At 68.1% G+C, this 21,181-nt stretch carries 18 protein-coding genes; 9 read left to right on the top strand and 9 right to left on the bottom strand.

The features are described from left to right. Positions 1-17 precede the first annotated feature (17 nt). The 7 genes from ACGF2Y_RS29395 (at position 18) to ACGF2Y_RS29425 (ending at position 6,924) form a co-directional block, all read left to right on the top strand. Positions 18-1,370 (top strand): PspC domain-containing protein, encoded by a 1,353-nt coding sequence (locus ACGF2Y_RS29395; protein ID WP_392953593.1) that lies wholly within the window; start codon positions 18-20, stop codon positions 1,368-1,370. Next, a complete protein-coding gene (locus ACGF2Y_RS29400) occupies positions 1,357-1,620 on the top strand; it encodes a hypothetical protein (RefSeq protein WP_392953595.1) in 264 nt (87 codons plus the stop codon). Before ACGF2Y_RS29395 ends, ACGF2Y_RS29400 begins: the two co-directional genes overlap by 14 nt. 40 nt (positions 1,621-1,660) lie before the next feature. Beyond that, complete coding sequence (locus ACGF2Y_RS29405; protein ID WP_392953598.1) at positions 1,661-3,208, top strand: recombinase family protein; 1,548 nt, start codon at positions 1,661-1,663, stop codon at positions 3,206-3,208. Positions 3,209-3,515: 307 nt separating this feature from the next. Beyond that, positions 3,516-3,725 carry a hypothetical protein gene (locus tag ACGF2Y_RS29410; RefSeq protein ID WP_392953601.1) on the top strand — a complete coding sequence of 70 codons (210 nt, stop codon included), beginning with the start codon at positions 3,516-3,518 and terminating at the stop codon, positions 3,723-3,725. Then, entirely contained in the window at positions 3,709-4,233 is a 525-nt protein-coding gene (locus ACGF2Y_RS29415) for a DUF6879 family protein (RefSeq protein ID WP_392953603.1), read from the top strand. The genes ACGF2Y_RS29410 and ACGF2Y_RS29415 overlap by 17 nt, the downstream gene beginning before the upstream one ends. Further along, a complete protein-coding gene (locus ACGF2Y_RS29420; RefSeq protein WP_392953606.1) occupies positions 4,223-5,056 on the top strand; it encodes a helix-turn-helix domain-containing protein in 834 nt (277 codons plus the stop codon). Before ACGF2Y_RS29415 ends, ACGF2Y_RS29420 begins: the two co-directional genes overlap by 11 nt. A gap of 1,280 nt (positions 5,057-6,336) precedes the next feature. Then, the gene (locus ACGF2Y_RS29425) at positions 6,337-6,924 is read left to right on the top strand and encodes a recombinase family protein (RefSeq protein ID WP_392953609.1); all 588 of its coding nucleotides are present in this window, start codon (positions 6,337-6,339) and stop codon (positions 6,922-6,924) included. A 49-nt stretch (positions 6,925-6,973) separates the two neighbouring features. Here the strand turns inward: ACGF2Y_RS29425 and ACGF2Y_RS29430 are convergent, their stop codons facing one another. The 3 genes from ACGF2Y_RS29430 to ACGF2Y_RS29440 form a co-directional block, all read right to left on the bottom strand. Further along, positions 6,974-7,483, bottom strand: coding sequence for a DoxX family protein (locus tag ACGF2Y_RS29430; RefSeq protein WP_392953612.1), 510 nt, complete (start codon positions 7,481-7,483; stop codon positions 6,974-6,976). 172 nt (positions 7,484-7,655) lie between these two features. Next, a complete protein-coding gene (locus tag ACGF2Y_RS29435) occupies positions 7,656-8,924 on the bottom strand; it encodes a hypothetical protein (RefSeq protein ID WP_392953615.1) in 1,269 nt (422 codons plus the stop codon). Between the two features lie 113 nt (positions 8,925-9,037). Then, positions 9,038-9,826, bottom strand: coding sequence for a class II aldolase/adducin family protein (locus ACGF2Y_RS29440; protein ID WP_392953618.1), 789 nt, complete (start codon positions 9,824-9,826; stop codon positions 9,038-9,040). 206 nt (positions 9,827-10,032) lie between these two features. On the opposite strand from ACGF2Y_RS29440, the gene ACGF2Y_RS29445 reads away from it, so the two are divergent. Further along, positions 10,033-11,235 carry an IS110 family transposase gene (locus tag ACGF2Y_RS29445; RefSeq protein WP_392953619.1) on the top strand — a complete coding sequence of 401 codons (1,203 nt, stop codon included), beginning with the start codon at positions 10,033-10,035 and terminating at the stop codon, positions 11,233-11,235. A 100-nt stretch (positions 11,236-11,335) separates the two neighbouring features. Here the strand turns inward: ACGF2Y_RS29445 and ACGF2Y_RS29450 are convergent, their stop codons facing one another. The 3 genes from ACGF2Y_RS29450 to guaA all read right to left on the bottom strand — a co-directional run bounded on the left by ACGF2Y_RS29450 (position 11,336) and on the right by guaA (position 14,464). Beyond that, positions 11,336-12,091: an SAM-dependent methyltransferase gene (locus tag ACGF2Y_RS29450; RefSeq protein ID WP_392953622.1), complete on the bottom strand. Its 756-nt coding sequence runs from the start codon at positions 12,089-12,091 to the stop codon at positions 11,336-11,338. A gap of 43 nt (positions 12,092-12,134) precedes the next feature. Continuing rightward, the gene (locus ACGF2Y_RS29455) at positions 12,135-12,749 is read right to left on the bottom strand and encodes a Uma2 family endonuclease (RefSeq protein ID WP_392953649.1); all 615 of its coding nucleotides are present in this window, start codon (positions 12,747-12,749) and stop codon (positions 12,135-12,137) included. Positions 12,750-12,877: 128 nt separating this feature from the next. Then, the gene (guaA, locus tag ACGF2Y_RS29460) at positions 12,878-14,464 is read right to left on the bottom strand and encodes a glutamine-hydrolyzing GMP synthase (protein WP_392953625.1); all 1,587 of its coding nucleotides are present in this window, start codon (positions 14,462-14,464) and stop codon (positions 12,878-12,880) included. A 321-nt stretch (positions 14,465-14,785) separates the two neighbouring features. Here guaA and ACGF2Y_RS29465 point away from each other — a divergent pair, with 321 nt between their 5' ends. After that, the gene (locus ACGF2Y_RS29465; RefSeq protein WP_392953628.1) at positions 14,786-15,106 is read left to right on the top strand and encodes a chorismate mutase; all 321 of its coding nucleotides are present in this window, start codon (positions 14,786-14,788) and stop codon (positions 15,104-15,106) included. A 371-nt stretch (positions 15,107-15,477) separates the two neighbouring features. On the opposite strand, the gene ACGF2Y_RS29470 is transcribed toward ACGF2Y_RS29465, so the two are convergent. The 3 genes from ACGF2Y_RS29470 to ACGF2Y_RS29480 all read right to left on the bottom strand — a co-directional run bounded on the left by ACGF2Y_RS29470 (position 15,478) and on the right by ACGF2Y_RS29480 (position 20,885). Further along, entirely contained in the window at positions 15,478-17,238 is a 1,761-nt protein-coding gene (locus ACGF2Y_RS29470) for a peptidase (protein ID WP_392953631.1), read from the bottom strand. A 94-nt stretch (positions 17,239-17,332) separates the two neighbouring features. Beyond that, a complete protein-coding gene (locus tag ACGF2Y_RS29475) occupies positions 17,333-19,207 on the bottom strand; it encodes a GMC family oxidoreductase N-terminal domain-containing protein (RefSeq protein ID WP_392953634.1) in 1,875 nt (624 codons plus the stop codon). 61 nt (positions 19,208-19,268) lie between these two features. Further along, positions 19,269-20,885, bottom strand: a complete 1,617-nt coding sequence (locus ACGF2Y_RS29480; RefSeq protein WP_392953637.1) for a succinic semialdehyde dehydrogenase — start codon at positions 20,883-20,885, stop codon at positions 19,269-19,271. Positions 20,886-21,181 lie beyond the last annotated feature (296 nt).

Genomic DNA, 21,181 nt, shown 5'->3' on the forward strand with positions numbered 1-21,181 from the left:
CCCGTCACCATGGAGGCATGACCGCTCCCTCGGACGCCGCTCCCGGCGTCGCGCCCCCCGAAGCGCCGAAGCAGACGCTGCGGCGCACCCCGCGACAGAAGGTCGTCGCCGGGGTGTGCGGCGGACTCGGCCGGTACTGCGACGTGGACCCGGTGATCTTCCGGATCGTGCTCGGTGTGCTGTCGGTGACCGGCGGCATCGGTCTGATCTTCTACGGCTTCGCCTGGCTGCTGCTGCCCGCGGACGGCGACGACGAGAACGAGGCGCGCAAGCTGCTGTCGGGGCGGGTCGACGGGGCGTCCCTGGTGGCGCTGCTCCTGGCGCTGATCGGCTGCGGGCTGTTCCTGTCGATGCTGCACAACCGGAGCATGCTGGCGTTCGCCGCACTGCTGACGCTGGCCGTCGTCGGGTTCTCCGTGTGGACGCAGTCCCGGCGGGCGGCCGCCCCGGAGGCCCCGACGGCCCCGCCCGGCGCACCGGCGCCCCCCACCGGACCCGCGCACGCCGGCGGCGGGCTCGGCACGCCGCCGCCGGAGGTGAAGGCCCCGCCGACGCCCGGCAGCCCGTCGTGGTGGCGGGACCCGATCATCAAGGACGGGACCACGGGGCCGGCCGGCTACAGCTATCTGTGGGGCCCGCCGGACACGAACATCGGTGCGGCGCGCGCCGGGGTGAAGGCCGGGCGGCCCACCCCTGACGCCCCGTTCCGGACGCCGCAGCCGTCGCCCGCTCCGCGCGGGCCGCGCTCCATCGGCGGCCCGGTCTTCCTGACGGCGCTGGTGGCGGGCGGACTGGGCACCGGGCTGAGCTGGGAGCAGCGGCCGCTGGGGGCCGCCCTCCAGATCGGTCTGGTCGCCGCCCTCGCGGTGTTCGGGCTCGGCTTGCTGATCGCTTCGGTGCTGGGGCGGACCGGCTTCGGCACGGTCCTGATGGCGATGATCACGGCGGGCCTGCTGGCGGGCGCGGCGGTGCTGCCGAAGGACATCGACACCTCGTGGGCCCGTCAGGACTGGCGGCCCGTCTCGGTGACCGCCGTCCAGCCGCACTACGCGCTGAGTACGGGCGACGCCCGGCTGGACCTGTCCGGTCTGAAGGTGCCGGGGGGCGAGACCGTGCGCACGGGGCTCGATGTGGCGGCGGGGCGGGCGGCCGTCGTCGTCCCGAAGGACGTGACGGTGAAGGTGCGTGCCGAGGTGGGTCTCGGGGAGATCCGGCTGGAGGAGGGGCAGCGGGTCCAGGTCAGAATCAACAGCGACGAGGCGAGGCAGCGGACGCTGCCGCCGCCGGCGGGCACGAAGCCCGCCGGAACGATCGAACTGGAACTGGAAGTCGGCATCGGACAGGTGGAGGTCACCCGTGCTGCGTCATGAATTCCGGCCCGGCCGCGCGGTAGCGGGCCTGGTGATGCTGGCCCTGGCCGGCGGGTACGCGGCCGACGCCGCCGGGGCCTGGGAGGTCCCGTGGACGTTCTTCCTGCCGCTGTTCCTCGGCGGGCTGTGGCTGGCCGCGACGGTGACCTGGGCGGCCTACATGGTCCGGCGGCGGCGCGAGGCGAGGAAGGCGTCGGCGGAGAACATCGGAGCCCCGGCGAGCAGCAGCGGCAGCCACGCCATCAGATAGGGCAGGTCACTGGCGTACTGCTGTTGTAGGGTCACGTGCTGTGAAGACAGTGCGGGTACTGATCGCCCTGCGGATCAGCAACGAGACCGACGCATCAACCTCCCTGGAACGGCAGCTACAGGACTGCACGGCCTACGTCGATGAGCGGCAACACCTGGGATGGCAGGTGGTGGGAGTAGCCAAGGATGCCCATATCTCCGCCACCAAGTCCCACCCATTCGATAGACCCGAACTCGGGGAATGGCTGAACAACCGAGCACCTGATTTCGACCTACTGCTCTTCTGGAAGATGGACAGGTTCGTCCGCAAAGTCGTCGACATGCAAGACATGATCAAATGGGCGACAGCCCACGGCGGCAAATCTCTGGTCTCGGCCAAGGAACCAGTACTCGATATGGTCGGCCCTTTCCGGCACGTCATCATCGACCTGTTTGCGGCCATAGCCGAGACTGAAGCACAGAACATTTCCATGCGAGTTAAGTCGTTCCAGAACTACGCCAAGTCCAAGAATGTCTGGGCCAAGGGAAACCCTCCCTACGGTTATGAATCCTTCCGTGACATCGACGGAGCAATGAGACTCCGAGTATGCGAGAGCCAGAAGAAAGTAATTCGGGAGATCCATAAGCGAGTAGTTGAGGACGGAGAGCCTTACTCGACTATCTGCGATGACTTCAACGCCAGAGGAATTCCGTCCCCTGGAGCCGAGAGGATGTCGAATCGCCGGAAAAACAATGGCGATCCTCTACCTGTATGGCGAAGCCGAACTCTCACTACTATTTTGAGGTCTGAAACCATCCTCGGCTGGAAGTGTGAGGAGATAAAGGCACCCGGAAAGCAGTACGGAGCGTCCCAGCCTATTCTGACTTCCGAGGGAAAGATTCGGATGGCTGATCCGATTCTCACAAACGACGAGTGGGCCAAGCTCCAGGATGAAATGAATGGACGCCCTAAGTCTGCCCGCCGCACTACAAAGAACACGACTGCATATCGTGGAGTCGTCCTGTGTGGCGGGTGCGACAGGAATCTCTATCTCTTCAATCCGGAGAGGCAGCAGGGTAAGCCTGTGTACCGCTGCAACAAGTCAGCCAACCGAGATTCCTGCGGCAAGGGGTACGCCTTCCGCGCCGAGAAGGTGAGGGAGCTTGTAGAGACAATGATCCTGGGAACCATCGGAGACTTCCCCATGCATGAGCGTCACTACGTCAAGGGCTCGAACAATACTCAGAGGCTTCACGAGATTGAGCAATACGTGACGGAGCTCCAGAGGACCATTCGCCCCGGTGGAAAGAACTCATCTGGATTCGCCAAGAAGTCCACCGAGGAAGAGATCACAGCACTGCACGAGGAACACGATTCCCTTTCAGTCGAGGGCGACAAGCCTGACCGTTACGAGTACCGGGATACCGGGGAAACCTTCCGCCAGATGTGGGAGAGAAACGAAGGAAATGACGACGAGAGGACTCGCCACCTCCTAAAGGCGGGAATCAGCATGAGGCTGAATCCCCTCATTAAGGGGGTTTCAAATACCGTCGATTTTGGCGCAGAGGTTGACCTAGGAAATCGGTCTCAGCCATTCACCGTCCACTGATAGACGGTTCCGATTCTAATGGCCTGGGCTCTCTCATGTCCGGCAACTCCAGGACAGCCCTTCCAAATGGCTAACCCTGTGTATTCACTCAGGATGAGTGGGAGTCGATGCAGGCTGCCGTACAGAAGCGCAAGCACACCGAAGAGCGGCGCACCACCGAGGCCAGCAACCCTTTCAACCTCACCCCTCTGACTTGAGGTCTACCCGATAACGCAAATATTTCTGCTACCACATAGACACCCGACACCACGTCTCGTACGGTCATGACCACCAGCCCAACGGGGCTGTCTCAACAAGGGGGTTCAGCATGGCTCGTGAGGAACTGACTCGACTCACCGGCAACGTCGGCGGTCCCAACTGCGATGACGATGACTGCCCGAACCTCTACAAGACCGCGTCCGGCTCCATCGTCGTCCAGGGCGACGTATCGGATGCCTTCCAGCCCCCGACAGGGGAAGGGCTTGTGGAGATCCCTGAGAGCGTGCTGAGGGAGGCTTTCCGTGCCCTTGGATGGTGAAGCCTGGCGAAGGTTCTTCGACGCCTTTGGGCGGGAAGCGTGGCGCTTCGAAGCACAGCCCACGTACACCATGCCCAAGGAACAGGAGAACGTGACTCGCTTTCTCCGGGGCGAGAGCAAGCCTGCCGAACACAATGCCCGCTGGCATGAACGGGTCTGTGGATACGTAGGGTCTGGCAAGAATATCGGGCGTGTCAGGATCGTACGCCAGCCACTTACGGACTACCAGCGCTATCAATTCGCTTGGGGAATCCCGGGCAACATCGCTGCCGGAGAGGACATCCGCATCTTGGATGTGACGCGGGAGGATTACGGATTGCCGATTTCTCTCCGCGACTGGTGGATTTTCGATGGGGTCAGAATCGCCCACCTGAACTTCCGCCCGGACGGAACTCAGATCAACCGTGAGGAGTACGAGGGAGATCCGGCCCCGTACCGGGAATGGCGGAGGATCGCAATGGAACATGCCGTGCCTTTCGAGGAGTACGTGAAGGGCCTTGACATTTGACCCCGGGCAGCTAGGCCAGTCAAAAGCTGACCTGGCGGAAAGACTTCGCGAGATGCGCAAGCGGGCCGGGCGTACTCAAGTCTGGCTCGCTAAGCGCTGCAATATTTCCCAAACGAAGCTGAGCAACATCGAGACGGCTCGGATCACGCCCGGCATTGTCGATGTTGAGTTGATCCTTAGGGCACTCGATGCACCACAAGAACTCGTGGCGGAAGTGACAGCCCTAGCACGTCTTGCGAATACAGAGTGGCAAGGAAAGCGGTCATCTTGGCGTAGAGGCTTGGAGAAGCGGCAAGCGGAATTGGCGGGCTTGGAGAAGGAGGCTGAGAAACTTCGGTATTTCCTACCCGCCATGGTTACCGGATTGCTAGCTACCCCTGAATACATCAGGGCCAGCCTTGACCACTCTCCTGTAGACACGTCAAAGACCGTGGCGCGCAAGCTGGAACGCCAAGCGGTTCTCTATGACACCGCTAAGCAATTCACGTTCCTGCTGACAGAACAAGCAGTGAGATGGGAAATCGTTCCCCCATCAGCCCTGGCCGTTCAGATTGACCGAATCGCATCCCTTTCCCATCTACCTAATGTACGTATCGGGGTAATCCCCCTGGGCGTTCCGGTGAGCCGTGGCCCCATGAACACCTTCACCGTGTATGACCAGCGGCTAGCAACGGTAGAGACATTCACCGGGAGAATCGTATTTCAGGATGCTCGGGACATCACTGAACACCTTGAAGTGTTTGCCCTCTACGAACGACACGCACTATTCGGCAATGAGGCGCGCAGCCTCCTAACACAGTGGGCACAGTCCTGTCGCCCATGATCGTCTACCCGACAACATGAATATTGCTTGGCTCGGCACTCATACCACGAGATCATTGGCTGTCGATTCTCAAGGCGTGAGGGGTACGTAATGGAAACCGGGACAGACAGGTTCGAGTATGTGACGTACACGGCGAAGCGCGAGACCTGCCCGTCATGCAACATGCCCATCCCCCTTCACCAGATCGCCCGGCGGGGAATGCTCGCCAGTAAGGACGGTCCGCCGAAGGTGACTTACTGGCACATCCAGTGCGCCAAGGCAGACGAGTCCCGCCGATGACCCGCTCAGTCTTCCGGTATATCGAACACCGAATCTTCAGAGACCCGGAGTCCATGCCCACGGTGGTTGCAAGTTGCCTCTATGCCGACTGTGGCTGGGCTGCCGTTCCCGGGCCGGACGTGGCCGAGGTTGATCGGCAGTGCATGACGCACACGGGTCTGAACAGTGGCCACGGCCGCTTCCTCCGAGGGTTTGAAGACATTGCCCTCGTTCATCGGGTCTCCTCGGAGAGATCCTGACCGTAGTCGAAGCCAATGAACAAGCCCCGGCTCTAATGGCCGGGGCTTTCTCATGCACTCATCCTTAGCTCTCTACTCTGAGATCAGAATCAGAGAGAGGTTACTTACAGGGCATCCCTTTGCGGGGATGCCTGTAGTAGCACTGTATTGAGAGTACTCACTACAGCAGTTACTACATAGAGAGTATTAGTAGTTATATATAACCCTGACCCTCAATAAATACGTAGGTGTCCTCTGCTGAGATGTGGGACACGAACCCTCAGAAGTGAGATGCAGCTCACAGGGCCAAGGCAAGGCAAGAGGGGCCTTAGCTCCTTGGCGACCCCATGGTTAGCCACAACAAGCCCAGGAAGGCTCCTATGTGGCCCTCTGAGCGCCTTGGGGTCCTCTCGGGTATCTCATACCGACAGTGACCCCCAAAGGCTCTCACGGGCCCCCGTGGGCCCTTGAACCCGTACACGATGAAAGGAAGGCCCCCCCGGCGGTCCCCAGAAAGAACGATTCAGGCATTACCCCGGGGTACCGCTACACACCCTCCCAACAACTATCTTTCATCGGCACCAGCGGACGGAGCGTAGAACCAAGGCCCCGAGGAAGGTGCAGGACAGGGCTCACGACAGTGAGAGTGGACGTCTCGGAAACGATGGTTTACGAGACACCCGGGAAGCAGGCCCCCGAGGGCCCTAAGAGCTGTTCAAAACTCGTCTCACAACCACCCCTGAAGCCTTGATGTTCTGAGATGAGTTATGAGACACTTGAGACATGACAACGACCATGAGCACCCGGACCACTGGCCACCTGATCGGATACAAGCGAGTGAGTGGCAAGGCACAGGATGTGCAGCTTCAGACAGATGCCATGGAAGAGGCAGGCTGCACCAAGGTCTTTGAAGACAAGCTGTCCGGGAAGAACACGGAGCGTCCTGGTCTCCATGCTGCTCTGGAGTACATGAGAGAGGGAGACACGCTCTGCGTCTGGAAGCTTGACAGGTTGGGCAGGTCCACCAAGGACGTACTTACTATCGCTGAGGAACTACACAGCCGTGGAATCGCTCTGCGGATTCTCACCGGGACTCTGGCCGGTAGCTACTCCCCCAAGGGGGAAGGCAAGTTCTTCTTCACCATGATGGTTGCCTTTGCTGAGCTAGAACGAGACATGATCGTTGAGAGGACCAGGGCAGGACTGGACGCTGCCAAGGCCCAAGGGCGTACCGGAGGAAGGCCCACTGTCATCACTGATGACCTGTTGACTCTGGCCAAAGCCAGGAAGGCCAAGGGCGAGTCCGTGAACGCCATAGCCAAGGCCCTAGGAGTGTCCAGGGCCACCCTGTACCGACACCTGACTGACTAGGACTCCAGTACCACCCACCAGGCCCCTGACTCACTGTCAGAGGCCAAGCCTAGAAGGACCCGTGGTGCCGGTGCCTGAGCAGGGCATCCACTGACCAGTAGGGCGCCCCGGCCAGCACGAGAGGCACCCAGCAGAACATGTACGGCAGGTCGTTGCCGTAGTAGTACGGGGTGGCCTGCCAGCTCACGGTCAGCCAGAGGCTCAGCGAGATCAGCGCGCCGCCGAGCGCCGCGAGCCGGGCCCAGAGTCCGACGAGGGTGCCGAGACCGACGAGGAGTTCGCCGGTCGCGATGGCGTAGCCGAAGCCCTCGGGGCTCTTGAGCGCCAGGTCGACGAGGGCGGGGATCGCGGAGGAGTCGCGAACCCCGCGCATCATCTCGCCGATGGACCCGGTGCCGGTCGCGGACAGGAACGCGCTGTCCGTGAGCTTGTCGAGGCCCGCGTAGACGAAGGTGACCCCGAGGAAGATCCGCAGGGGCAGCAGGGCGTAGGTGCCCGCCTGCTCTCTCAGCGTCCTGTGCTCGCCCAAGCCGTACGAACCGCCGCCGTAACCGTTCATCACCACTGCCCCACTTCCCGAAGTCCCGTCACCTCGACCATACGTACGCCCTTGGCTCATTTCTCACCAGAGCTGGGACCTGATCGGCGGCAGAAATCGGCCGCGGGGAGAGGAGGCGGGGAGGAGGAGGCCAGGAGGGGGAGGCCAGGAAACGAGGAAGAGATGGAGGATGTCAGTCCGTCACGTCGATCGGGCAGCGGTTGGTCTCCACCCCGGCGGCGGTGACGACCTGGACGTCCACGGTCCCCGGCTCGACCTCGACCGGGACGGGCACGGTGAGGACGCTGTCGGTGGGGTTGGCGAAGCCCCCGGCGACCGGGATCAGCGGGACGTGGACATGGACCGTGCCGATCCGTACGACGAGCCGCGACAGCCGGTCGGGACTGCCCGCGCCGGGCGGTACGAAGCCCGCGCCCCGGATCTCGATGTCGTCGCCGGTCCGGATCGGGGCGTCCAGATCCCCGGCCTCCCGGGCCCGGACGACGGACAGCACGACGGGCCGGCCGCCCTCCGCGTACTTCCCGGCGAAGTAGGTCGCCGCCGAGACCGCCACCAGCAGCGCGAGCCCCCACGGCAGATCGGGCAGCTGCTCGGGGCGACGGCCCAGCCGGACCGCCGCGAACAGTACGGCGACGGCGCTGACCAGCACGTACTGCACATCGGTGAAGGAGCCGCGCCCCGAGTCGTCGGTGAGCAGGTCGGCTGCGCGCGGCCGGTCCGCGCGCAGCTTCTGGAGCCGCTGGCCCAGCACCCGTACGGTCACCACGCGGCGCACGACGACGGCGACGGCGCACACCAGCGCCAGCACGGCCACGACCCCGGCGGAGCGCACGAGGTCGAGGCCCTCGATCAGCGCGTCCCGGTCGTCCGGGTCGGAGGCTCCGGCCAGTTGCAGCGCGAGGAGGAGGACGGCGAAGACGGCGAGCAGCACCCAGCCGGCGGCGACCGTCCGGGAGGTGGAGAGCCGGTTGTCCTCACCGATCAGCGGGGCGAGAAGGCCGCCGCGGGCGCGGTGGAGGCGGGCGGCGGCGGTGAGCAGTCCCGCGGTGACGAGGGCGGCGAGCAGAGCGGCGGTACGGGCGGTGGACCAGCCGGCCCCGATCGCGGTGAGGCTCGCGCCGATGAGGAGGGCCCCGGCCGCGCCCCAGACGGCGAACAGCGTGCCCCGCCAGACCTGGTGGAGCCAGGCGTCACCGGCCTCCCGGGCCCGTTCGGCGACGGTGCGGGCGGACCCGGTCAGCTCGTCGGATACCCACTGCCGGGACGCGGAGGCGGACTGGGCGACCCCGGCGGGCAGCCCGTTGCCCGCCGCCAGTTCGTCGCGTTTGGCCAGGAACGCGGCGACCGCGCGCCGGTGCCCCCGGCGTGCTCCGTGCGGGCAGTCGCCGCAGGTACAGCCGCCGCTGTGCGTGCCGCTCGTCCTGGATTCGTCCAACGCCACGGAGAATTACGCCCTTTCCCGCCCCGGTACAGCCAACTCACTTGTGATATCAGCGAATTGTGCCGTACCGGGCGGCCGGGCCACGCATCGGGGCGGACCGGGGGCGGGCGTCGTCAGAATGTTCGAGCAATCCGCTGCCACAGGGGCTGGTAGCTGATCCAGGCCACCAGGTCGCCGCCGAGGTGCTCGCGGGTCGTGACGGCGTCCCGGTGCGGGATGAGCACGGGCTTCCCCGCGGCCCGCGCCAGCAGCTGCACCTGGCAGGCGCGCTCCATCGTGAGGAACCACCAGGCCGCCGCGTCCACCGAGTCGCCGACGGTCAGCAGCCCGTGGTTGCGCAGGATCACCGCCTTGTGCGGACCGAGCGCGGCGGCGATCCGTCGGCCCTCCTCCTCATCCACGACGACCCCGGAGCAGGTGTCGTACAGCGCGTGGTCCTCGTAGAAGGCACAGGACTCCTGGGTGATCGGCTCGATCCGCTCCCCGAGCGCGGCGAGCGCCCGCCCGTGCACGGAGTGGGTGTGGGCGACGGCCACGGTGTCCGGCCGGGCCCGGTGCACCGCCGCGTGCACCGCGAACGCGGCCTGGTTGACGTGGAAACGGCCCCGGACGACCTGCCCGTCGCCGTTGACGAGGATCAGATCCTGCGGGGCGATGTCGGCGAACGGCGCGCCGAACGGGTTGACCCAGAAGCAGTCCGCCAGCTCGGGGTCGCGGGCGCTGATGTGCCCGGAGACCCCGTCCTCGTACCCGAGCTGCCCGAACAGCCGCAGCGCGCCCGCCAGCCGCTGCCTGCGGTACGCGCGTTCCTCGTCCGGCGAGGCGTGCACGGGCGGCATCGCGAACCGGAGCTGGTCGACGGGGATCGGGGCGGGGGCGGGCACGGCGGCCGGCTCGGACATGGCGCCTCCGTATGGTGTTGGGCGGCCCGGGAGGGCCGGATGCGGCTGATGGTGTCTTGCCATTTGTGGCTCCCAAGGAGTGGCCGTCCGGCTCTCCGGGGCGCCCTGGCTGCTGATTGAGATGTGCGCTTCGGTCGCTGATTACGGAGATGACAGCGGGGTGTTCCTCGGGCCGACGGCATGCCGTGTGGGTCGAGGAGGGGCACGTGAGTAAGCGGAAGGACCAGGTCTGGGCCGGTGTCGATGCCGGCAAAGGTCACCACTGGGCGGCTGTGGTCGATGAGACCGGCGCGACGCTGTGGTCGAAGAAGGTCGACAACGACGAGTCGGCGATCCTGACCGCGCTCGGCGAGATCCTGGACCTGGCGGACCGGGTCCACTGGGCCGTGGACATCTCCGGCACATCCTCCGCGCTGCTGCTGGCCCTGCTCGCGGCCCACGGCCAGCAGACCGTCTACGTGCCGGGCCGCACGGTCAACCGCATGTCCGGCGCCTACCGGGGCGAAGCGAAGACCGACGCCCGCGACGCCTACGTCATCGCCGAGACCGCCCGCCACCGCAGTGACTTCGCCACCATCGACGTGCCCGCCCAGCTGGCCGCCGACCTCGCGCTGCTGACCGCCCACCGCTCCGACCTGGTGGCCGACCGGGTGCGAATGATCAACCGCCTGCGCGACGTGCTGACCGGGATCTTCCCCGCACTGGAGCGGGCCTTCGACTACTCGGCCCACAAAGGTGCGTTGGTGCTGCTGACCGGTAACCAGACGCCGGCTGTGATCCGTCGCCGCGGCAGGGCCCGGCTGACGGCCTGGCTGGCCAACCGTAGTGTCCGGGGCGCTGACGCGGTCGCCGCGACCGCGCTGGAAGCCGCGCAGGCCCAGCGGACCGCGCTGCCCGGTGAAGATGTCGCCGCGCAGATCGTCGCCGACCTGGCAGCTCAGATCCTGGCCCTGGACGACCGGCTGAAGCGGATCGACAAGCAGATCCGGGAGACGTTCCGCAGCCACCCGCAGGCTGAGATCATCGAGTCCCTGCCCGGGATGGGCCCGATACTCGGGGCCGAGTTCGTCGTCGCCGCCGGCGACCTGTCGGCCTACACCGACGCCGGCCACCTGGCCTCGGCGGCCGGGTTGGTGCCCGTCCCACGCGACTCCGGACGCAGGACCGGCAACCTCCACCGGCCCAAGCGCTACAGCCGCCGCCTGCGACGCGTCTTCTACATGTCCGCGCAGACCAGCATCATCCGCGAAGGACCGAACCGGGACTTCTACCTCAAGAAGCGCGGCGAGGGCTGCAAACACGTCCAGGCCGTCATCGCCCTCGCACGCCGACGAGCCAGCGTGCTCTGGGCTCTGCTCCGTGACGGACGAGTCTTCACCCCCGTCCTGCCGCTCACGCAGGCGGCTTGACTTCGTCATTGAGACTCCTAGGGTTCCCAGCGCGTACGGGACCGGAAGCTACCGCCGGGTGGGCCAAGTGACCAGAGGCGGGACGTCCTGTGGGCGCGGGTCAGGTGCTGAGCACCAGATAGGCGAGGGTGAAATACGAGCGGTAGCCGCCGTAGTAGCCGGTGCGGCGGGCGTCGACCTCGGCCGTCACCTCGGCGTGCAGCGGATGGTCCGGGTGCTCCAGTGCCCAGCGCCGGCCGCGTCCGATCGGCCCCTCGGACTCGAAGAGGTCCCATTCGCGCTCGTCGGCGACGGTGACCTGGAGTGCGCGCAGCCCGGCGGACTCCGCCAGCCGGATCAGCTCCAGCAGCGAGCCGAAGTCCCCGGGCCCGGCCCCGAGTCCCTCCAGCGCGGCGGGGGTCGGCTCCTTCAGCCAGACGCCCTCGCCGAACAGGACCCGCCCGCCGGGGCGTACGGCGGCGGCGAGGGCGGTGAGGGCTTCCCGGGTGGTGCCGGGCCAGGCGTGCGAGGAGCCGATGGAGACGGCGAGGTCGTATCCGCCCTCGGTCCATTCGGCGGCGGGCACCTCGTGGAAGCGCACCCGGTCGGCGAGCCCCCGCTCCCCGGCGAGCTTCCGTCCGCGCGCCACGGCGGCCGGATCGGTCTCCACGCCGTCCCCGGTGACTCCGGGCGCGGACTCGACGAGCCGCATCAGCAGCTCGCCCCAGCCGGAGCCGAGATCGACGATCCTCGATCCGGGAGCGGGGGCGCAGGCGGCGATCAGCCGGTCCGCGTGCTGCTCGGAGAGCGGGGTGTTCCAGATGAGGCGGTCGTTGCCGGCGGCGGACACGATCGCGCGGACTTCTTCGGCGGACATGGGGAGGGAGCCTGACACGGGGGGCGGGGGCCGTGCCAGTGGATTACGGGCGGCCCCGGCGGTAGATCTCGCTGAGATCCACGTCGATCGAGAACGGGACGTCGAGGTTCATCTTCTTGCGGTGGATTCCGGTGGGCGTGTACGTGCTCGTCGCCGGATCGAGTTCGTACACGTACACGACGGGCAGGTCGTCGGCGCCCTGCTCGACCCGCCAGAAGTGCCTGACCCCGGCCTCGGCGTACTTGCGCGGCTTCACGCCCCGGTCACGATCCTCGGAGTCGGGTGACACGACCTCGACGGCCAGGACAACGTCCTCCGGCGCGTACCAGGTCTGGTCGGCACCGGTGTCCGCCTCGGCCCGATAGACCAGCAGGTCGGGCTCCGGACGGTTTCTGCGGTCCAGCCTGATGGTCATTTCCCGGTCGACGTCCAGATCCGCGGGGACGTGCGCGAGAAGCGCGGCTTCCAGCAACCACATGGCTCGCGTGTGGAACTTCCGCTGCGGACTCATGAAGACGAGACTCCCGTCGATCAGCTCGGTGTGGGGCGGGAGGCCCGGAATCCGGTCGAGGTCGTCCGCCGTCCAGCCGCCCTCCGGCGGAACGGGCCACCGGTACGGCTGCTGCTGCTCAAGCCTGGGCTCGGGTGCGGCGCTCATCATTGCTCCCATACGCCGAAGTCTCGTCTCTTCACTCAGCGTACCCAGCCGATACGACAATGCCGCCCCCCGAACGAATGGGCGACGGCATCGGCGTTGACCGGCAGGCTCTCACGGAGCGGGAGCGGTCACTCCCACTCGATGGTCCCCGGCGGCTTGCTCGTCACGTCGAGGACGACCCGGTTGACGTCGGCGACCTCGTTGGTGATGCGGGTGGAGATCTTCGCCAGCGTCTCGTACGGGAGGCGCGACCAGTCGGCCGTCATGGCGTCCTCGGAGGAGACCGGGCGCAGCACGATCGGGTGGCCGTAGGTGCGGCCGTCGCCCTGGACGCCGACCGAGCGGACGTCGGCGAGGAGGACCACCGGGCACTGCCAGATGTCGCGGTCCAGGCCGGCCGCCGTCAGCTCCTCGCGGGCGATGGCGTCGGCGTCGCGGAGCAGGTCCAGGCGCTCCTTGGTGACCTCGCCGACGATACGGATGCCGAGGCCGGGGCCGGGGAACGGCTGGCGCTGGACGATCTCCTCGGGGAGGCCCAGCTCCTGGCCGACCATGCGGACCTCGTCCTTGAACAGCTGGCGCAGCGGCTCGACGAGCTGGAACTCGATGTCGTCGGGGAGGCCGCCGACGTTGTGGTGGGACTTGATGTTGGCGGTGCCGGTGCCGCCGCCGGACTCGACGACGTCCGGGTAGAGCGTGCCCTGGACGAGGAAGGCGACCTCCGGGCCGTCCTCCTGGAGGATCTCCAGCTGGGTCTGCTCGAAGACGCGGATGAACTCGCGGCCGATGATCTTCCGCTTGGTCTCCGGGTCGGACACACCGGCCAGGGCGTCGAGGAAGCGCTTCTCCGCGTCGACCACCTTCAGCTTCGCACCGGTCGCGGCCACGAAGTCCTTCTCGACCTGCTCGGTCTCGCCCTTGCGCATCAGCCCGTGGTCGACGTACACACAGGTGAGCTGCGAGCCGATGGCCTTCTGGACGAGGGCGGCGGCGACCGCGGAGTCCACGCCGCCGGAGAGGCCGCAGATGGCGCGCTTGGTGCCGACCTGCTCGCGGATGAAGGCGACCTGCTCCTCGACCACGTTGGTGGTGGTCCAGTTCGGCTCGATGCCCGCGCCGCGGTAGAGGAAGTGCTCCAGGACCTGCTGGCCGTGCGTGGAGTGCATGACCTCCGGGTGGTACTGGACGCCGTAGAGCTTCTTCTCGTCGTTCTCGAAGGCGGCGACCGGCACGACGTCGGTGGACGCGGTGACGGTGAAGCCCTCGGGCGCCGCCGAGCAGGCGTCGCCGTGCGACATCCACACCGGCTGCTCGGTGGGCGTGCCCTCGAAGAGCGTCGAGCCCGCCTTGGTGACGTGCAGCGGGGTACGGCCGTACTCACGGGCCCCGTTGTCGTCGACCGTGCCGCCGAGCGTGGTGGCCATCAGCTGGAAGCCGTAGCACATGCCGAAGACGGGGACCCCGGCCTCGAAGAGCGAGCGGTCCAGGGACGGCGCCGCCTCCGCGTACACCGACGAGGGCCCGCCGGACAGGATGATCGCGCGCGGGTTCTTGGCCAGCATCTCGGCCACCGGCATGGTGGACGGGACGATCTCGCTGTAGACCCGGGCCTCACGGACGCGACGGGCGATGAGCTGGGCGTACTGCGCGCCGAAGTCGACGACGAGGACCACGTCGGCCGTGGCGTCGGGGGCGGCGGGGGGTGCTGCTGGCACGGGGGCGGCCTTCCGGCGGTGGTGAAGGGGGTCGGTTCTTCCGATTCTACCGGCCGTGCGCGGACCCTCCGCCGAGCTGGGCGTCTCACGATGCGGGCCCCGCTTTGGCGGGTCCTCCGGGGCGGGGCCATACTGTCCCCCATGCGTCAGCACACGACCTTCGTCTTTACCTATGGCATCCGGCCCGCCGGCTGCCATGGTCGTGCTGCTTGAGCTACTGACAAGCAACGTTCCAGGCGCCCCGGGCCGACAGGCCCGGGGCGTCTCGCGTGTCCGGGTCCATCGCTCCGGGGGGCCGCCACCCCACCGGGAGCCATCACCATGAGCAGCACCGCCAGCACCGCCAGCACCCTGTCCGCCGTCACCCCCGCCGAGCGGACCGGTGCCCGCACCGACGAGGCCGCCGTCCTGATCGGCGGCGCGCGGGACCGTATCGACGCCCTCGACGACCGGATCATCGGCCTCGTCCAGGAACGGATGGCCGTCTCGGCGGTGATCCAGCAGGCCCGGATCACCTCGGGCGGGCGCCGGGTCAACCTCTCCCGGGAGACGGCCGTGCTCGGCCACTACAGGGACGCGCTGGGCAAGCCGGGCACCGCGCTGGCCATGACGCTCCTGGAGCTGTGCCGCGGCCGGGTGTGAGGCCCCTCCCGGAGGGGTCTCGGGCCTCTTCGGAGGGAACGGTTCTCCGCTTGCCGGACAGGGGCCGTAACTGCGTTCGGGCCCCGTCTCACCCGTACGGCGCGTGACCGGGGGCGCGGCGCCTTCGTTGATCCTGGTGTCCGTGCCAGCCAGGGGCGGCATCGGCAGGAAACCACGCGTGGCTCCGCCGGGAAGTGTGACGTACCGCAGGTACGTCGTGGGACCACGACCTGGCGTATGTGACCGGTCCGCAGGGGACAGCGGCCCGATCACCCCATATGCGGCCGATCCCGGGGACGCCCGGGTCGGCCGCATCGGAACGTACCGGGCGGAGGCCTGTTCCCCTCCTCCGCCCCACTCTTCTTCGCCGGTCAGCCGTGCTGCGCGGCAGCCCGTCGCCGTGCCGCCGTGAACAGCAGCAGGCCCGCCGCCAGCGCCGCGGCCGCCGTGCCCGAGGCGATCAGGGCGATCGATCCCGTCGAGGCGAGTCCGCCCCCTCCGCCGGAGCCCCCGGTCGTACCCGCCGAGCCGCCGCCGGACGTGGTGGACGTCGAGGTTCCGGGGGTGGCGGACGGGCTCTCCTGCGGGTCCGGGGACGAGGTCGGCGGGGTGGACGGGTCGCCGGAGCCGCCGTCGGAGCCCGTCGTGCCGCCGGAGTCGGCGCCGCCGCCCTCACCGTTCAGGATCAGGTACGCGGTGTTGTTGGCGGGCTTCGGGTCGAACGGCAGCTCCGGGTCCTGCAGCCAGGTGTTGCGGACGGTCACCTCGCCGCTCGCGCCGATCAGGGCCTTGTCGATCCGCAGCTCGAAGGGCAGGTCGAGGCCCGCGCCGTCCCGCACGGTCATCGAGGTGTAGCAGACGTAACGCGGCGCGGGGCTCTTCTGGTCCTCGCGGTACTTCCCCTCGGCGGTCACCGCACGGCAGCGGTCCGGCTTCGCCGTGACCGACGCGCCCTGCGGGACGGTGAAGTCGACGGTGGCGACGTCCTCACCGGAGCGGATGTAGCCGATCCACGCCGGGCCCTCGTTGCGGAAGCCGATGTCGGCCTTCACCGTGGTCCCGGCGGCTCCGGACGCCTCGTCGCCGTACGCCACGAAGTCGGCCGTGTTCTTCGTACGGAAGTCGACCTCCTGCTGGTTGTCGTACGGGTTCAGGTCCGCGCCCCGGGCCACCGCGCTCTTCTTCTTCGCCGGAACCGCCTTCAGCACCGAGCCGTCACCGCGCTCGAAGGTGGCGCCCGCACGCTGGGCGGCGCGCTGGGCGGCGCCGTCCTCGTGGATGCGGTAGACGAAGGTGTCGTAGAAGGCGCGGGTGGTGGCCTCGATGGTCAGCGGGGTCGCCAGGGTGTACGTCTCGCCCGCCTCGAAGGAGCCCTCGACCGAGCAGAGGGCCGTCGTGAAGCCGATGCCCTGGTCGGCCGGGTCGTCCACGGTGTACTCGCAGTTGGTATAGCGCTGCGGAATGTCGAGACCGCGGGAGTACAGGAGGGTGAGCAGGACGCCGTCGGCGTCCCGGCTGCCCCGGTTCATGAAGGTGATCGGAGCCTGCTGCTTGTCGCCCGGGTTCAGCTCCTGGTCGAAGGGGAGCTGCTCCATGACCAGGTCGGGGCCGCCGACCGTGAGCCGGGTGGTGAACGGGGTGAAGGTCACGCCCTCCGCCTCGCCGGTCACCTTGATCGTGCCGGTGTCCCCGTCCTCGCTGCCCTCGGCTGCGGTGACCGTGAGGTCGGCGGCGCCCTGGTTGCCCGGCCAGATGCCCCAGTCCTCGCAGACCGCCTTCGTTCCGGTGATCCGGCAGTCCGCGCTGGTGGACTCGCCGTCGAACGCCACGTCGGCGACACCGTCGACGCCGCTGAGGTCGAAGGTGAGGGTGAAGTGGCCTCCGTAACCGCCGTCCTCGTCGTCCTGGGACGGGTTGTTGACGGAGATCCCGACCGTGGAGTGCTGCGGCTCGCCGCTCTCCGGGTACGGGTGCAGTGCGGTCTCGGCGGGGCCGCCGAGGGTGAACACCGGGGCGTCGTCGGCCTGCGCCGGGGCGGCCGCCCCGGCGAGCGTGGCCGCGGCCAGCAGGCCGGCGGCGGCGAGAGAGCCCGCTGCGCGGCGCAGCACGGGTCTCGGGGAAATGCGTGTCATCGGGGACCTCTGGTACTCGGCAGGAGCTGTGTGACTGCTGTGCGGCAGTACGGGTTCGACCGCGCAGCGCCCCGAACGGTTGCCCTCCCCAAGATCACGGATTGGGCACGGGCGTGTTTCCCCCGGCTTCCGCTGACCCCTCCGCCGTCCCCTTCGGCGGCACCGCGGGGATGCCCAGGAACGGCAGCCTCAGCGCGCCGAACGCCTCCTTCGGCACGGCGGGCGCGAGCGGCTCGACGGGGGCGAGCCGCTCGTAGGCCGCGTCCTGCTCCGGGCGCGGGTCCGCTTCGCCCTTGTTGGGCCAGAAGGACATCGCACGCTCGGCCTGGGCGGTGATGGTCAGCGAGGGGTTGACGCCGAGGTTGGCGGAGACCGCGGAGCCGTCGACGACGCTGATGCCGGGGTGCCCGTAGAGGCGGTGGTACGGGTCGATGACGCCTCCCTCCGCGCTCGCGCCGATCGGGCAGCCGCCGAGGAAGTGGGCGGTGAGCGGGGTGCCCATCAGCTCGCCGACGTTGGACCCGGCGAAGCCGTTGATCTCCTCGGCGAGCAGGGTGGCGCTGCGGGTGGCCTCCGGGATCTGGGTCGGGTTGGGCGCGCCGTGGCCCTGGCGGGCGGTGAGCAGGCCCTTTCCGATGCCGCCCGGTTTGCGGTACGTGGTGAGGGAGTTGTCCAGCGACTGCATGACCAGGCCGATGATGGTGTGCTCGGACCAGCGGCGGTTGGAGAGCGAACGGGCGGCGAGGGCGGGGTGCCTGGCCATGTTGCCGAGCCAGCCGAGCACCCGGCGGCCGCCGTAGGGGACCTGGAGGATCGACATCGCGCCCATGGCGTTGGAGCCCTTGCCGTAGCGGACGGGCTCGATGTGGGTGTTCTCGTCGGGGTGGATCGAGGAGGTGATCGCGACGCCCTGCGAGAAGTCGGCTTTCGCGATGCCGTGCTTCTTGCGGTAGCGGCGGTCGCTGGTCTGGGAGCCGACCAGTGCCTCGGAGTTGGTGCGGGTCAGGTCGCCGAGCCTCGCGGAGAGCCGGGGCAGCAGCCCTCGGTCCTTCATGGTGTGCAGCAGGGTCTGGGTGCCGTACGTGCCCGCCGCGACGACGACCTTGCGGGCGCGCAGCTTCGTGGGCTTCGCCTTGCGGCGGCGGTCGGTGGGGACGGTGAGGACCCGGTAGCCGCCCTCGGGGTCGTCGGTGATCCCGACGACGGAGGTCATCGGGTGGATGACCGCTCCGGCCTTCTCGGCGAGATGGAGGTAGTTCTCGTTGAGGGTGTTCTTCGCGCCGTGACGGCAGCCCGTCATGCACTCGCCGCATTCGGTGCAGGCCTTGCGGGCGGGGCCCGCGCCGCCGAAGTACGGGTCGGGGACGGTGCCGCCGGGCCTGGCCTTCGCGGTGCCGTCGGCGTCCTTGCCGTCGCCGAAGAAGACGCCGACCGGGGCCAGGTGGAAGGTGTCGCCGACACCCATGACCTCGGCGGCGGCCTTGAGGTGGATGTCGGAGGGGGTCATGGTCGGGTTGAGGCGGACCCCGAGCATCCGGCGGGCCTGGTCGTAGTACGGCTTCAGCTCGTCCTGCCAGTCGGTGATCGAGGCCCACTGGCGGTCCTCGAAGAACGGGGTGGGCGGCACGTACAGCGTGTTGGCGTAGTTGAGCGAACCGCCGCCGACCCCGGCCCCGGCGAGCACCATGACGTTGCCGAGGAGATGGACGCGCTGGATGCCGAAGAGGCCGAGCGCCGGTGCCCACAGGTAGTTCTTCAGGTCCCAGGAGGTCTTGGGGAGCGTGCCGGGGGTGAAGCGGCGGCCCGCCTCCAGGATCCCGACCCGGTAGCCCTTCTCGGTGAGCCGGAGCGCCGACACCGCGCCCCCGAAACCCGAACCGACGACCAGGACGTCGTAGTCGTACGCGGCATCGTCCTCGGCCGGGACAGGGCTCGTGGCCTGTTTCTGGGCAGGGCTGTCCTGGGACATGGCACTCCTCGGAACGGAATCGGTACGAAAAGGGCGGAAGCCGCTACGGCCCGCAGGGCGTTCAGCGCAGCCGGAACGCCTTCATCGCCTTGAGGCTGCGGGTCATGAACGCGGCGTACTTCTCGTCGTCCATCCCGAAGGCGGGTGCGAGCGGGATCAGCCGCTGCTGGGCGACGGTCTGGGCCTCGGTGTACTTGAGGATGCCCTCGGAGCCGTGCCGCCGGCCGAGGCCGGACTCCTTCATGCCGCCCATCGGGGACTGGACGCTGCCGTAGGCGGGGGCGTACCCCTCGTTGATGTTGACGGTGCCGGTGCGCAGCCGGGCGGCGACCTGGTGTCCGCGCCGGGAGTCGGTGGTCCAGACGCTGGAGTTGAGGCCGTACGGGGTGGCGTTGGCCAGCGCGATCACCTCGTCCTCGTCGCTGAACCGGTAGACCGAGACGACCGGACCGAAGGTCTCCTCGGTGCAGACGGCCATCGGGGCCTCCACCCCGTCGAGGATGGTCGGCTCGTAGAACAGCGGGCCGATGTCGGGGCGGGCGACGCCGCCGGCGACGAGCTTCGCGCCCTTCTCGACGGCCTCCTCCACGTGCTGGGTGACGGTCTCCAGCTGGCGTTCGCCGACGAGGGAGCCCATGTCGGCGCCGTACGCGAGGGCGCTGCCGAGGCGCATGGCCTTCGTCCGGGTGGCGAAGCGCTGGACGAAGGCGTCGGCGATCGACTCGTGGACGTACAGCCGCTCGATGGAGATGCACAGCTGCCCGGCGGAGGAGAAGCAGGCGCGGACGGCCCCGGCGGCGGCCTTCTCGACGTCGGCGTCCTTCAGGACGAGCATGGCGTTCTTGCCGCCGAGCTCCAGGGACACGCCGACCAGCCGGGACGCGGCGCCGACGGCGACCTCGCGGCCGGTGCGGGTGGAGCCGGTGAAGGAGACGTAGTCGGCGCGGCTGACGACCTCGGGTCCGACGACGGGGCCCTCGCCGAGGACGACCTGGAAGACCTCGGCGGGCAGCCCGGCCTCGATCAGCAGGTCGCGGGCCCACAGGGCGGTGAGCGCGGTCTCCGTGTCGGGCTTCATCACGACGGCGTTGCCGGAGACGAACGCGGGCAGCGCGTCGCCCACGGAGAGTTCGAGCGGGTAGTTCCAGGGGGCGATCTGGCCGACGACGCCGCGCGGCTGCCGCAGTTCGGTGACCTTGGTGAGGGCGGGGACGACGCCGGTGTGGCGGCGGGGCTTGAGGTAGGCGGCGGCCTTGCGCCCGTAGTGGCGGGCGGCGACGGCGACGGCCTGCACCTCCTCGTGGGCGTGCAGGCGGGCCTTGCCGGTCTCCAGCTGGATGAGGTCGAGGACCTCGGACTGGCGGCTCAGGACGAGGTCGTGGAAGCGCAGCAGGACGGCGGCCCGCTGCCGTACGGGGACGGCGGCCCAGACGGGCTGGGCGGCGCGGGCCCGGTCGAAGGCGCCGGCGACGTCCTCGGGGGTGGACTCGGGCAGGTCGGCCAGCTTCTCCCCGGTGAAGGGGGTGTGGTTGGCCGTACGGCCCGACCCGACGACGCCGCGGGTCAGCTGGGCGATCACCTCGGGGGTGACCACATCGGCGGCCGTGCGCACACCGGCGGGGGCGACCGCCACGGGATTCGTACCGAGAGGGGCGTCAGGGGCCTGCGAGTCCGTCATGGGGCCGAGAGTATGTCCAGCAGGAGCCTTTGGGTACCCGTCGGTAACAGTTTTTCACAGGACCCGCCACCCCCGCCCGTGCCCTTCTCGAACGAGCCAGTGATCACTGGCGGCATAACCGCTGATCAGTGGCTATGCGGCCGACCCCCCGGCGGCGGCCGGCCCGCGACGCGCGGGAAGAGGGAATTTCCCGCCGTTCTCAGCTTGCCTTTTAACCTCTGACCTCGAACGTCGTCTCGTACGGGCTCACTCGTTGGGAGATTCGCGAGGCACGCTGACGGCCTTCGCATGACCAT

It is taken from the genome of Streptomyces sp. NPDC048142 (genome assembly GCF_043202835.1).
GTDB lineage: Bacteria > Actinomycetota > Actinomycetes > Streptomycetales > Streptomycetaceae > Streptomyces.